This is a genomic window from Streptomyces sp. NPDC005752 (assembly GCF_040630715.1).
In the GTDB taxonomy this organism is placed as follows: Bacteria; Actinomycetota; Actinomycetes; order Streptomycetales; family Streptomycetaceae; genus Streptomyces.
This window is the reverse complement of the sequence record NZ_JBEXYB010000071.1, coordinates 1-12,957: the sequence shown is the minus strand read 5'-3', so window position 1 is coordinate 12,957 and position 12,957 is coordinate 1. Positions and strand designations below refer to the sequence as shown.

The window sequence follows — 12,957 nt, the reverse complement described above, 5'->3', positions numbered from 1 at the left end:
CGGCGAGGCTTCTTCTTCCCCATACTCTCCATGATGGACATCCTCCCGGGGCTGAACCCCAGATCTCGAATGTCCGTCAAAGCGGATCAAGCCCAGTTTGAGATGCGCCATGCTCCGGCCTGACCCCGCCGAGCGGCCCCGGCTGGTCGAGATCCGAGACAACCTCATCGACCGTATCGCCGAAGCCAAGCGGGAAGGCTGGATCGGCGAAGTCGAAGGCCTCGAAACCAGCCTCGCCGGCGCCGAGGAGAAGCTCGCCCAGATGGACGTCGCCATAGCCCGCACGGCCACAGCGGTCGATCTGGGGATGCCCGGCTTCACCCAGATCACCGGACGCGCCAGCGATACATGAAGACGGATATGCTTCGGCGACTCCGTAGATCGGGAGCGAAAATTCGGGGGGGGTGTCATGGGTCGGCCGTTGCTGTTCCTCGATGTCGACGGACCCCTGAATCCGTATGCGGCAAAGCCTGAGAAGCGCCCCGAGGGCTACACCACCCTCCGCGTCCCACAGGAGAGCGGGGCAACTGGGGAGCCTGGGAGGCTGCGGACCAGGAGGCCACTGCGGGTATGGCTCAACCCCGATCACGGGCGGGCGCTGCTGGCTCTCGGCTACGAGATTTGCTGGGCCACAACCTGGATGAGTGACGCGAACAAGTGGATCGGGCCTGTGCTCGGTCTGCCTGAACTACCGTTCGTCGACTTCGGTAACGCTCTGCTCAACGAGCGCCCTGATGGCGTTCATTGGAAGTCCGAGCCGTTGGTGGAGTACGCCAACGGCCGACCGTTCGCCTGGGTGGACGACGAACAGGGCGACGCGGATCATGCACACGTGGCTGCCAACCACCGCGCACCCGCCTTGCTCCATAACGTCAATCCGCGGATCGGTCTGCGGAACGACGACTTCACTACCCTGGCGGCCTTCGCAGCAGCCATCGACATGTCGACGGGCACTCCCTGAGCGGCAAGCAGCCAGGCCTAGTTTAGTTCAGAGAATTCGGAGTGCTGGGGGAGGCGTTCGTAGTCGCGGGCGTTGCGGCGGGCGTTCATGACCCAGCCGATCGTGCGCTCGACTTTCCAGCGGCGGGGCAGGACGACGAATCCCTTCGTGCCGCGGGGGCGGGATACGGTCCGCAGGGTTATCCAGAGTCGGTCGTCGGCCCAGGTCACGAGCTGTCCGGCGTATGCGGAGTCGGCCCAGACCTGGATGATCTGCGGCTGGGTGAGGCGCAGGCGCCAGAGGAGTTCACGGGCGGCGTCGCGGTCGGTCATGCTCGCGGGCGTCACCGTGATCATCACGGGCAGGCCGAGCGTGTCGACCGCGATGTGTCTCTTGCGGCCGTTGATCTTCTTCCCCGCGTCATAGCCGCGGGTTTTGCTGTCGACGGTGGAGGAGCCCTTCACGCTCTGGGAGTCGACGATCAGCGTGACCGGGTGCGGGCAGCGGCCCTCGCCGGTGCGGATCCGCCGCCGCAGCTGATCGCGGATGAAGGCCACCACCCCGGCCCGGTTCCACCGCCAGAAGAACCCGTAACACGTCTCCCACGGCGGGAAATCCGCAGGCAGCGCCCGCCACTTCGCCCCGTTGTCGACGATGTAGCGGATCGCGTCGGCAATGTCCCGCCGCGGCCACTTCTCCGGATGCCCGCCCGTCCTGGTCTGGCAGGCCGGCACCGGCAGGAGGGGTTCGAGCAGCGCCCACTCGGCGATAGTGGTGTCGGAGGGGTAGCGGCTGCGGCGGTGCGAGGAAGCGGGCATCACGTGGCTCGGCAAGGAGTTCGAGGGCGACTATCGGGTGAGCTGGGCGAGCGTCGCGCGGACGCCGGGGTGCTGGGCGGCGGCGAGCTGGGCCCATTCGTCGTCGGGGTAGCGGGCCAGGTGCGGGTCGAGCGTCCCCGTGATCATCCGGGTGAGCCGGCCGAGGATCTGTCGGAACTGCTTCTTCTCGTACTCGATCCAGTCCGCCGGGTCCTCGGAGAACATGTAGCCGTCCCGGCGCCGCCAGATGATCGGGGTGAGGTGTTCGGCCGCGCCGACGTCCCGCAGGTGCCGGACCCCCCTCGCGACCTGCGACTTCGTCAAACGGGTCGCGGCGACGAGCTGTCTGGTCCGAAGGCCGGCGGGGCGGGCTTCCATCAGAGAGACGCGGACCAGGTCGCCGTAGTGCTCGGCGAGCGGCCGGGCCTGGCGGGCCACGGTCACTCGCCCTTGAGGAGCTTGGCGAGCTGCTCGTCCAGGGTGAACTCGCCGTTGTCGATCGCCGCCTCCAGCCACTCGGCCGCCGCCCTCACCTTCGCGATCCCGCGGCGGACGGTCTCCCGCTCGTCCTCGGGGAACTCCTGACCCCGAAGCCGCGGGACAAGCCGGCCGAGCGTGGCGACGTACTGGTGGCAGGACCCGACCAGGTCGAGGTACTCGATGGTGTGCTCGATCTTCCTCACGGCCGGGGTGCGTTCGCGGACCGTCTCCCGGGCCTGGGCCGAGTTGTCGAACTGGGCCCGGTTGACCAGGAACCGGGCCGTGTCGTCCCGCATCGTCTCCCTCGCGACCGCTGGGCGGCGCAGCAGGTCCGCGGTCACCGTCTTGGCAACCTCGTCGTCCCGGGTCAGCTCCTGGACCACGCGGACCCGCTCGGCCGGCGGGAGCTGGGCCGTGGCCGTTGGCCGGCGCAGAAGGTCGGCCGTGACGATCGCGGCGACTTCCTCGTCCCTGGTCAGGTCGGCCGCGGCCTGCACCTTCTCCTCGACCGTGACCGGCCGCTCCACCCGCTGGCCCACCAGGCGCTTCGCCGCGTCCGGGGTCCACCCGCGACGACCGGCCCGCTGGTTGAACGGCGCGTCCTCGATCGCCGCCCACCGCTCGGCCTCGTCCGAGACCGACGCTAGGATCCGGTGGACCGTGAACGACACGTCGTCCTTCCGCTTCGCCGCCGGCCAGCGGGACGCGGTCCACCGCCAGTCCTCCACCGTGGACTTCGCGACCCCGATGTCGTCGGCGAACAGCACGAGCGACTCCTCGACCGTGAACAGGTCATCGGTGCCGTTCGGCATCGACCCGCCCACCGGCCGCATCGGCTCGATCTCCAGCGCCTTGTCACCCAACGAGAACTGAGCCCTCGAAACCTGCGCGATCAGCTCTCGCGCTTCGGCGACGAGCTGCTCGTAACGCGACCTGGTGACGTTCCCGACCCGCTCCGGCACGATGACCACCACCTCACCCCGGGCCGGGCTCGGTCACTGATGCTGACCGATATTGGGGGAGGCTCCGGCCCAGGTCACTCCACCGTGACGGGCCTCGGCCCGACGGGGCAGAGCGCGAAACGGGGGCGCTCGAAGCCACCATCGACAGCCGCTTGGAGCCGGTGAACAACGGCCGTGGCCGGTAGTGACGGCGAGGCGTTCGGCTACGGCGTTTCCGCAACACCGTTCCGTGACGCCGCCCGCTGACGGCATGCCCTCACCCGGCACCGCGACGAACAGTAGACGGCCGACCGCGACCGCTCGACCCCCACCGTCCAACTCCGCCCACAAACCGGACACTCCGCCTGCTCGCCCCGCTGTATCGCGACACGCGCTGCCGGGCCCGCTGAATCCTTCGCCACCGGCGCGACCTGCACCGACCCGAACAGAACACCGCCTCCGCCGCCATCAACGACGCGAGCGGGTCACCACACTCCCGGCAGTACCGCCGGCCCCCCTTCGAGCGGCCACTGACCCTCCTCGGACTCAGCTGACCGGCATCGATCCAAGATCATCAGACTTTGCAATCGCCCTGCTCCACCTACTGACAGATCGAGAACGCGCCCGGTGGTCGCGCCTGGTCAGCGACAGTCGGGTGTGCAGGCCCAGAGTTCAGTGGCCTCGGTCAGGAGTCCGCTGTCGGCGCGGATCGATGTGGCCCAGGGACCAGTCGACGTGCAGACGTGATCCGCACAGTGAGCAGTCCCCTGAAGCAACCGCTCGCCGACGATCAAGACGCGTGGCTGGGCCACGTCGATCCGCGCTGGACCACCGTGGCCGACAACAGCGGGTGATCTCGCCGGCCCGCAACGGCGCTTGTAGGATGCCTGAATGCCTGAGCCGACACGGATGAGCCGCCGCGCGTGGGTGGCCACCTGGGCGGTGCTGTGCGTGGCGGGCCTCGCAGCCACCGCCGGCTTGAACGTCTCCTCGTCACCGGACCCGAAGACCGAAGAGCCCGTCAGCGCCGAGTGCGCCGAGCGCATCGCGGACATCGAGACGCAGTTGGCGAAGTCCAAGGAGGAAGGCAACGACACCGTGTTGACCTTCTCGCGAGTCCAGGTCGGTGCCGGAAACGACTGCCGTGACGAACTCCGTCACCACTTCCGCGGCGACCAGTGAGCCGCCGTACCTGGGTCGCCGCCACGGCCGGGCTTGCCCTCATCGGCGCCTGGGTGGTCATGGCCGGGTGCGGCAGGTCGGAACCGGGGCCGCGACCCACCCCGCCGCGGGTGTACTCCTCCTGCCTGGCAGCAGACACCGAGCCGGTGTCCGCGGACGACGACCCGTGCGGCGGCCGCTGAGAAGTCGTGGAACACCTCATCGTGCACGTCCCCACGTGGTCAGCGGGGCGTGTCTCTCCACATGGTCGGGCCCCGGACGGGTAGGGCGTCAGGAGGGCACTATCTCGCTTCGCAGCTTCCCCTGTGAGCGCGGGGCCGTCTCCCCCACCCGGCGCGGCTCGATCGTCCGGGGGTCGACCGCTTCGCCCGGAGCGGCTGAGCTCTGCCGTCCTGGCTGGCGGGCAATCTCCGAGGTGCCGCCAAGGGTGGGCCGCCGAGATCCACAGCAGTCGGCCACGCCGATACTCCTTGCCGCACTGGCCGAGAAGTATCGGCGGACCACGCGCGGGCGACCTACTTGATGGCCACCCCCGCCTCGGCCTTCTCCCGGACCTCGCTGTCCGGGTACCGCTTCGCGACGGTCTTCACCGTCGCCGCGCTGGGCGGAGGTGAACACGACATTCCCGGCCTCGGTCACGACCTCGCACTGCGTGCGGTTCTCGGCAGCCGATGCGTCTGCCGGCGCGCTTGGCGTCGCGTTCGGCCTGCCGTTGACCGCTGGTGTTCGTGACGCCCGCCGCCCCGGCCGAGTTCTCCGCTGGCGCCAGGTGGCCGGAGGCAATGAGTGCGCCGACACGGAAGAGGGCGATGCCCAGTTGCCGGGCGGCCTCGGGCTGGGACAACCAGGCATCGTCTGCCACCTGGGGAACCTGCAGGAGCTTGGGGTAGCGGCATTCGTCTCGCGGTGTCATCAGGCGACCCCCGCTTCGGAGGGTTCGACGAGGTGACCGTTCTTGAAGCGGGTGCCGTTGCGGACGAAGGCGACGAGGTGGGGTGCGGTGATTGCGCGCCAGCGGGCTTGGGCGGACTCGACGAGCTTGAACACCATCGCCAGGGCAGCGGCCGGGCTGCCGGCCCCGCGGGTGACCTTGGTCCTCAGCTTCACGGTGCTGAAAGTGCTCTCGATTGGATTCGTCGTGCGCAGGTGCACCCAGTGCTCGGCGGGGAAGTCGTAGAACGCGAGGAGCTCGTCGGGCTCGTCGGTCATCTTCCTGGTCGCTTTCGGCCACTTCGCTCCGTAGGCGCGTTCGAAGTCCTTGATCGCCTTCTCGGCGTGGTCGCGGTCCTCGGCGTTGTAGATCTCCTGCAAGGCTTTCTTCGCGCCGGGCTGCGCCGACTTCGGAAGTGCGTTCATGACGTTACGGACCTGGTGAACCCAGCACCTCTGGTGCTTGGCCTGCGGAAAGACCTCTGCGAGGGCCCACCATAGGCCCATCGTGCCATCGCCGACGACGAGTTCGGGATCGCGCATGCCGCGTCGGCGGCAGTCACGCAGCAAGTCCGCCCACGATTCGGTCGACTCACGCAGGCCCTCGGCCAGCGCCACGAGTTCCTTGCGGCCGTCGGAGCGGACACCCATCAGGACCAGGACGCAGGAGTGGGCCTGGCCGAGGCGGACCTTGGGGTGGACGCCGTCGGCCCACACATAGACGTAGTCGCAATCCGATAGGTCGCGAACCTGGAAGGCGTTGTGGTCGTCGCTCCGCTGCTTCGTCAGCCGGGTCACCGTCGCCGGTGAGAGGCCGGCCGAGGAGCCCAGGAACTGTTCCATCGCGGGCACGAAGTCGCCGGACGACAGTCCGATGAGGTAGAGCAGGGGCAGGACTGAGCTGAACCGAGTCGGTCCAGTGCCAGGGGCGGTGCGCTTGGTGCCTCACGTGATTCTCAGGCGGCCCAGCCGACCGAGGAGACGTTGCTGTAGGCGTCGTACTCGGATCCGAGGTCCTCGATGATGTCGTCCCAGACGGCATCGAGTTCGTCGTAGTCGTCCTCCATCCACGCGTCGACGGCGCGGTCCCACACGCCGCGCACGTTGAGGCTGCGGCTGGACAGGTCACGCTGATGCCTGCCCTCTACGCGGGTCTGGTCGACGGGGTTGATCTCGACCCGCGTCCCACGGCCGTGATTGTTGAGCCGCTTCTTCAGGTCGGCGGCCACGTTGCGGCGCCGCAGGTCCCAGTACGCGGCATCCAGCCGGGACCGGTTCGCCTTGTTCGGGATCCGCTCCTCGGCCAGCCAGGCCATGAGGGTGCGGGGGGATACGTGGATGCCGGCGCGGTCCATGGCCTCGTATCCGGCATCCGTCTTGGTCAGGTAGTTCAGTCGGGCGGCGAGGCCGCGTTCGCTGTCCGCGGGCGAGGCGATGCCGGTCACCATGCGCTCGATCGCGACGCCCAGGGCGTCCGCTCCGGGCAGGCCCCGGGCGTTGAGCGCGCCGAGGTCCATCCAGCGCCCGGCCATCAGCGGCCCGCCTGTCCGACGGTGTACTCACCGGATGCTTTGGTGTCGCCGTGCTTGATCTTCATCTGGGAGACGCCGCGGCCCTCCGGGAAGACCTTACGCCAGTCGCCCGTCAGGTGGAGTTCGTCGGTGCCCATCATGGCGACGACGTCGAGCCCTGCCTGGCTGGCCTTGTATGCCTTGCCCCACAGGTTGGCGTAGGCCTGGGAGTGGATGATGTGCATCCAGTCGGGGCGGACCATCTCCCGGTTGTGGATCGACTCCCCCATGGTGCTGATGAACTTGGAGTACATCGCTTTGACGTACTCCAGGGTCAAGGTGTCGTTGTTCTCGATCGCCTCGTCCCGCGCGGCCGACAGCAGCTTGCGCAGCGCGTCGAGGAAGTTCTCGGTCGCGCCGGACGTCCACGACTCGTGGATGACCGGAGCGTCGGTGAGGCCGTACTTGGGGCCGGACAGGCGTTGCAGCAGGCGCAGGGTGGCGTTGGTGACCCAGAGAGCGCCGGGCTCGTCGCGGTCGCCGATCGGGTCGGGCAGGTGCGGGTGTGTCCACTCGGCGGGGGTGATCAGGTGGACGCCGGATCGCTTCGGGTCGACCCCGTCGGTACCGGTGCTGTGGTCCAGCTTCCCGATGGGCAGCCAGCACTTGAGCGCGGACAGGTAGGCCGCGTTCACGTCGAGGGCAGTGACCTTGACGTCCCCGGGGACCTTCAGGGAGTAGCCGGGGTGGTGGAACTTGGGGCGGGCCTCCCAGATCTGGTCAGGGTCCTTCTTGCTGGGCTTCTTCAGGATGTCGGGTAGTGCGGGGTAGGCGGTGTAGTCGTAACGGGCCGTCGCGCGGGTCTCGTTGAACAGGTGCATCACATCGGGGATCGCCCTTTTGATCAGCGCCTTCAGCGACGCGTCCTCGTCGCCTCCGGCTCGCTCGGCCTCGTCCTGGACGGCACGGGCGATCAGGGCCGTGGTGTCGGCCTGGGCACGGGCCGCGCTGCGGGCACGGCGCTCCGGCCGGCTCGGCACGGGGGCCGGGGTCGGTGAGACAGGCGCCGGTGTGGTGGCGGCGGGCGAGGCCGGGGCAGGCGCCGCTGGGGCGGCGGGGTCTGCGGGCTGGCACATCGCACCGGAGTGCAGCGGGCGGCCGTCCGTCGACTGGTAGGTCGTCTCGATGCCGCAGCGGATGCAGGGGCCGGGGTCACCCTCGATCGCGCGCCCGTCCGGACCGCGCAGCGTCTCCGGGGCGGCGGTGAACGCAGCCGGGACAGAGGCAGGGGCGGTGGCGGGGGCGGGGTGAGGTGCCGGATCCGCGGTGGGTCCGGGGGCCGGGGCGGGTGTCGGGTCGGGCGGGTAGATCTCGGCGAGGCCCTTCAGCAGGCGCAGGTAGGGCAGTCGGGCGGGTGGGGCCGGCTCCGAGTGGCCCGTCTCCCAGTTGGCGACCGTGGAGCGTCCGACGTCGCAGGTCTCGGCCACTTGGGCGCGGGAGAGCTTCGCGGCCTCCCGCAGTCTCAGGCGTTCGGCCGGGGGCGGGATCGACGCGTTCAGACGTGCCTCTTCGAGCAGCGCTTCCACGCTGAGCTTTTCCGTCATACCCCGAACCCTAGCGCAGTTGGACGTTTTTTAGAGCAAGATTCGGCAATAGTTGCACGCTGGTTGGACGCATGCGTTACGGTCACCATCAGGACAACGGAACGGCGAGACTGCGGGCAACGCCCTCGCGCCGTCCGGCGCTCCGGAGAATCCGCAGGTCGTGAGGAAGTGAGGGAGTGGTGGGTATGCAGGGGATCTCGCTTCGGCCGCATCAGGTCGAGGCCGTGGACTCGATCATCGAGGGCCTGGCCCTCCCCCTCGACGGCACCGTGCCCGCATCGGGGCAGCGCGGACAGGTCCACATGTCCACCGGCTCGGGAAAGACCATCACAGCGGCCGTCGCCGCTCTGCGGATGGTCCCCCGGGGCGTGGTCGGCGTCCTGGTCCCGACCCTCGATCTCCTCACCCAGACCGTGGAAGCCTGGCGAGCGGTCGGCCACACCGCCCCCGCCGTCGCGGTGTGCAGTCTCGGAGCCGATCCGCTGCTGGAAGCGCTCGATGTGCGGTGCACGACCAACCCCACCCAACTCGCCCTATGGGCCGGGGCACAGGACGGGCCGCTGCTGGTGTTCGCGACGTACGCCAGCCTCTCCCCCCAGGGCCTGGACGACGACCAGGGCGACGAGGAGACGGGCGCCGCGCCGGGCGCCCTGGAACGCGCGCTGCGCGGCTCCTACGGCCAGACCATGCGCCCCTTCGACCTGCTGGTCGTCGACGAGGCACACCGCACCTCCGGGGATCTCGGCAAGGCGTGGGCCGCCGTCCACGACCAGGCACGTGTGCCTGCGGCGCGACGGCTGTACATGACGGCCACGCCCCGGCTGTGGGAGGCAGCCCCCGGGAGTGCCGGCGCGGACGAGACGGGCGGTCGTCTGGTCGCGTCCATGGACGACGAATCCCTCTATGGGCCGGTGCTGTTCGAGTTCGGGCTGATGGAAAGCGTCGAGCGGGGCGTCCTGGCCCGGTTCGAGATCGACGTCCTGGAGATCCGTGACCCGCAGGCGCCCGGACCCGACGCGTCGGTGGAGGAGCGGCGTGGGCGTCGGCTCGCCGCGCTCCAGGAAGCGCTGCTGAAGCACGCGGACACCACCGGGGTGCGGTCGTTCATGACGTTCCACTCACGGACTCTGGATGCCATGGCTTTTGCCCGTGCGCTGCCGGAGACGGCGGCGGAGCTCCACGCCACCGACCCCGTCACCTACCCCGGGCGGGTCGGTGCGGAATGGCTGTCCGGGGAACACCCGGCCACGCACCGCCGGACCGTGCTGGGCAGGTTCGCGGACGGCATCGACGCGGAGGGGTGGGTCACCGAGCTGAACGTGCTCTCCAGTTGCCGCGTGCTCGGTGAAGGCGTCGACATCAGGGGGAAGCGCGGGGTGGGGGCCGTGGTGTTCGCCGACACCCGCAGTTCGCCCGTGGACATCGTCCAGGTCATCGGGCGGGGCCTGCGCCAGGACCCCGGGGAGGGCAAGGTGTCCCGGATCGTCGTGCCCGTCTTCCTGGAGCCCGGAGAGGACCCGTCCGACATGATGGCGTCCCCCAGCTACCGGCCCCTGGTAGCCGTGCTCCAAGGCCTGCGGGCCCATGACGAGCGGGTCATCGAACGCATGACACTGGGCACCACCACCGCCCGGGGACAGGCAACGTCCGTCGTCGCGCTCGATCCCGTCCGCGAGGAAGGCGACGACGGCGACGGCCAGGAGCACGACGCCGACGAGGACCAGGAGGAGCAGACCGACACGGCCCCGGCCGGGACCGAGGACGACGCGGCCGGAACCGGCGCCGGGGACGAGAGCGGCACCGAGGACGACGCGGACGAGGAGGAGCACGCGGGCAACAACGTGCCGCTGCTGCGGTTCTCCCTCCCCCGCGACCCCGGGACCATCGCCCTGTTTCTGCGGACCCGCATCCTGCACCCCGACTCCGAAATCTGGCTCACCGGCTACAACGCCCTGCGCCACTGGGTCGAGGAGCACCGGAGTGCCGAGGTGCCGTTGGACGCGTCGGTGGAGCTCGGGGAGGACGGCATCAGGTATGCGCTGGGCGCATGGGTCGGCGAGCAGCGCCGCGCGTTCCGGCTCGGCACGTTGAAGGCGTGGCGGGTTGATCTGCTGAATGAGCTGGGCATGGTGTGGTCGGTCGCGGACGCCGGGTTCTGGAAGTACCTCACCGCGGCCCGCGCCTACTACGCGGTGCACGGCACCCTCGCGGCGCCGAAGGACGCCGTGGTCGAGGGGGTGGCGGTGGGGCAGTGGCTCGCCAATCTCCGCAAGGCCGGCGGGCTCGGCAAGGACGAAGTTCGGGCCGGGGAACGGCGGGCCGCGCTGGAGGCGATCGATCCGGAGTGGCACCCCGGATGGTCGGTGGAGTGGCAGCGCCACTACGCCACCGCCCGCGCCCTCCTGGCCGAGGAAGGCGGGCTGACCGAGGTTCTGCCCGGTGTCCTCGTCCACGGCTGCGACGTCGGCACGTGGATCAACCGACAGCGCGAACACGCGGTGTGGGCCAAGCTGCTGCCCGAGCAGCAGAAGCGGCTGGAGGCACTGGGGCTGACGCCCATGCCCGCAGCACCGGCCAAGAAGACGCCATCCACGGCCGGGACGTTCGAGCGCGGGATCCTCGCACTGGAGCAGTACCAGACCCGCACCGGCAGCGTCACCGTGCCCCGAGCCCACATCGAGCACGTCGTGATCGACGGCGAGGAACACCCCGTCAAGCTCGGTGTGTTTCTCACGAACAGCAAGACCCGCAGGGCCAAGCTCCACGCAGACAAACTCGCCGTCCTCGCCGCACTCGGACTGGACTGGGCAGCCTGAACACACAGCGACGGCGCCCGCCCCCGGATCTCCTCCGGGGCGGGCGCCGTCGTCGCGGACTCACGACCCGGTTGATCACGTCCACCATGTCTCGGCCGCCCAATTCGCTCCCACCCTCGTGCGCTCTGGGAACTGTGTACCGGTTCAAGCCAGCGGAACCGGTCAGGCACACCCCAGCGGCGCCCGCTCCGCCCGAAGTTGAGGTGTCTCAAAGAAGACCAGGTTGGTCTCGGCGCATTCGAGGGGCTGGTAGCCGACTTCATCGACCACGAGACCGCTCGGCGGCGGCGAGGACAGAGTCCAGTCGGGCTCGCGTGGCGGCAAGGTCCCGCATGTGATCGTCGAGGCGGTCCCGCTCCGCGCGAAGCCGGGCAATCATCTCCGGACCGGCGATACCGGTGTGCACGCACGGCAGGAACTCCACGATCGTCCGGCTGCTCAGCCCGGCAGCGTAGAGGAGCTGGATCCACCGCACCCGCTCCACCGTGTCCGGGGTGTAGAGGCGCTGCCCGCCCGCGCTGCGGTTCGACACAATGAGCTGCTGCTGTTCGTAGTAGCGCAGTGCCCGCGTGCTCACCCCCGCGGCCGATGCCACCTCGCCGATTCGCATCCCATCGCTCCCTCTGCTCCGCAAGACGCTGCGTCCCGGTTGTTGCCGGGCCGGTCCAGGGTTCGTCACCCGACTTGCCCTTGACGTCAGCGTCAACTTTTACACTCCGACAGCCAGCCATCAAAACCGGCGGAACCGACCATCACGGAGTAGAACCTCATGAGCACTGACGACACCGCACCCGACGGCCTCATCCCCGCCGCCATCCTCGCCTCGGACACGCCGATCGCGGTTTATGGATACGCCCGGGCCAAGGCGGGCGAGGAAGACCGGCTGCTGGGCGAGATCCAGGCGATCATCGGCCTCACCCGCAAGGAGGACGGATGCGAGCAGTACATGGTGCACACCACGCCGGACCAGCCGGGCGCCTTCGCCTTCTACGAGCGCTGGTCCTCCGGCGCCCACCTGCTGGCGCACGTTTCGCAGCCCTTCATGGAGACGTACTTCGCCGCCATCGCAGGCCTGGTCGAGGGGGAACTGGAGGCCCACTGGCTGCACCCCCTCTCCTGACCCACGACACACGGCTGACCCCGCGCTACGCGGGGCCAGCCGGAGGTGATTCCACGGCCCGGACCACACGAGTACGATCCCGGCCCCGACGTCCGAGTGAGGGGCTCAGCGCTTGATCGTCACGCACGGCCTCCGGTCATGGCCCGTGACCTCCACACACAACTGCGAACGGTGCGGGAACCTCTTGTTGATCTTCCAGGCCGCGTACTCGAACCGGTGGCCGCGCGTCTCCCTGGCACCGGTCGCCTTCCACCCCCGTACCGTCCGGACGTAGGACCCCCCCTGCCAGAGGCTCACACGGGCCCTGGCCCCGTCCTGCCAGCCGTCCAGGAGCGCCCTCACCTCGTGCACCTTCAGCCCTTCGCCGATGACGCCGATATCCACCGGCCCGTCCTCAGCGGTCCCGCTCGCGCTCGCGGGCGCCTGGCCCAGACATCCCCACACCATGACGGACACCGCCACACACATGATCTTTCGCATGACGTGCCCAACGGGCACCCGTGCCCGCAGGGCACCGGCACTAGCTGTTCTGTCCGGGGAGGTTGTGGACGGGTGATGCAGGTCTCGGCTGAGGGATCTTGAACGGGTGAGGGCCTTCCGGGTTCGGTGTGGATT

12 protein-coding genes and 2 pseudogenes are annotated in these 12,957 nt (G+C 69.3%); 5 read left to right on the top strand and 9 right to left on the bottom strand.

The features are described from left to right. Positions 1-109: 109 nt before the first annotated feature. Together ABZ441_RS33120 and ABZ441_RS33115 are read left to right on the top strand one after the other, a co-directional pair. On the top strand, positions 110-352 hold the full coding sequence (locus ABZ441_RS33120) for a hypothetical protein (RefSeq protein WP_358981052.1): 243 nt from the start codon (positions 110-112) through the stop codon (positions 350-352). A 57-nt stretch (positions 353-409) separates the two neighbouring features. Continuing rightward, positions 410-961, top strand: coding sequence for a hypothetical protein (locus ABZ441_RS33115; protein WP_358981050.1), 552 nt, complete (start codon positions 410-412; stop codon positions 959-961). 35 nt (positions 962-996) lie between these two features. Here the strand turns inward: ABZ441_RS33115 and ABZ441_RS33110 are convergent. The 3 genes and pseudogenes from ABZ441_RS33110 to ABZ441_RS33100 form a co-directional block, all read right to left on the bottom strand. Next, positions 997-1,758 (bottom strand): annotated as a pseudogene (locus tag ABZ441_RS33110) (IS5 family transposase); the annotation flags it as partial. A gap of 30 nt (positions 1,759-1,788) precedes the next feature. Beyond that, positions 1,789-2,196, bottom strand: coding sequence for a hypothetical protein (locus tag ABZ441_RS33105; protein ID WP_358981048.1), 408 nt, complete (start codon positions 2,194-2,196; stop codon positions 1,789-1,791). Positions 2,197-2,198: 2 nt separating this feature from the next. Then, a complete protein-coding gene (locus tag ABZ441_RS33100) occupies positions 2,199-3,200 on the bottom strand; it encodes a DUF6192 family protein (protein WP_358981046.1) in 1,002 nt (333 codons plus the stop codon). 870 nt (positions 3,201-4,070) lie between these two features. On the opposite strand from ABZ441_RS33100, the gene ABZ441_RS33095 reads away from it, so the two are divergent. Then, positions 4,071-4,361, top strand: coding sequence for a hypothetical protein (locus tag ABZ441_RS33095; protein WP_358981044.1), 291 nt, complete (start codon positions 4,071-4,073; stop codon positions 4,359-4,361). A 270-nt stretch (positions 4,362-4,631) separates the two neighbouring features. Here ABZ441_RS33095 and ABZ441_RS33090 read toward each other — a convergent pair whose 3' ends face one another. From ABZ441_RS33090 to ABZ441_RS33075, 4 genes and pseudogenes are all read right to left on the bottom strand, one after another. Then, a complete protein-coding gene (locus ABZ441_RS33090; protein ID WP_358981042.1) occupies positions 4,632-4,820 on the bottom strand; it encodes a DUF6009 family protein in 189 nt (62 codons plus the stop codon). A 453-nt stretch (positions 4,821-5,273) separates the two neighbouring features. Then, positions 5,274-6,188 (bottom strand): annotated as a pseudogene (locus ABZ441_RS33085) (IS256 family transposase); the annotation flags it as partial. 59 nt (positions 6,189-6,247) lie between these two features. Beyond that, positions 6,248-6,823 (bottom strand): transcriptional regulator, encoded by a 576-nt coding sequence (locus ABZ441_RS33080; protein ID WP_358981040.1) that lies wholly within the window; start codon positions 6,821-6,823, stop codon positions 6,248-6,250. Beyond that, a complete protein-coding gene (locus ABZ441_RS33075; RefSeq protein WP_358981038.1) occupies positions 6,823-8,406 on the bottom strand; it encodes a helix-turn-helix domain-containing protein in 1,584 nt (527 codons plus the stop codon). The genes ABZ441_RS33080 and ABZ441_RS33075 overlap by 1 nt, the downstream gene beginning before the upstream one ends. A gap of 185 nt (positions 8,407-8,591) precedes the next feature. Here ABZ441_RS33075 and ABZ441_RS33070 point away from each other — a divergent pair, with 185 nt between their 5' ends. Continuing rightward, positions 8,592-11,222: a Helicase associated domain protein gene (locus ABZ441_RS33070; RefSeq protein ID WP_358981035.1), complete on the top strand. Its 2,631-nt coding sequence runs from the start codon at positions 8,592-8,594 to the stop codon at positions 11,220-11,222. A gap of 259 nt (positions 11,223-11,481) precedes the next feature. Here the strand turns inward: ABZ441_RS33070 and ABZ441_RS33065 are convergent, their stop codons facing one another. Then, positions 11,482-11,832 carry a MerR family transcriptional regulator gene (locus tag ABZ441_RS33065; RefSeq protein WP_358981033.1) on the bottom strand — a complete coding sequence of 117 codons (351 nt, stop codon included), beginning with the start codon at positions 11,830-11,832 and terminating at the stop codon, positions 11,482-11,484. Between the two features lie 159 nt (positions 11,833-11,991). On the opposite strand from ABZ441_RS33065, the gene ABZ441_RS33060 reads away from it, so the two are divergent. Next, complete coding sequence (locus tag ABZ441_RS33060) at positions 11,992-12,342, top strand: putative quinol monooxygenase (RefSeq protein WP_358981031.1); 351 nt, start codon at positions 11,992-11,994, stop codon at positions 12,340-12,342. Between the two features lie 105 nt (positions 12,343-12,447). On the opposite strand, the gene ABZ441_RS33055 is transcribed toward ABZ441_RS33060, so the two are convergent. Then, positions 12,448-12,810 (bottom strand): hypothetical protein, encoded by a 363-nt coding sequence (locus tag ABZ441_RS33055; protein ID WP_358981054.1) that lies wholly within the window; start codon positions 12,808-12,810, stop codon positions 12,448-12,450. Positions 12,811-12,957 lie beyond the last annotated feature (147 nt).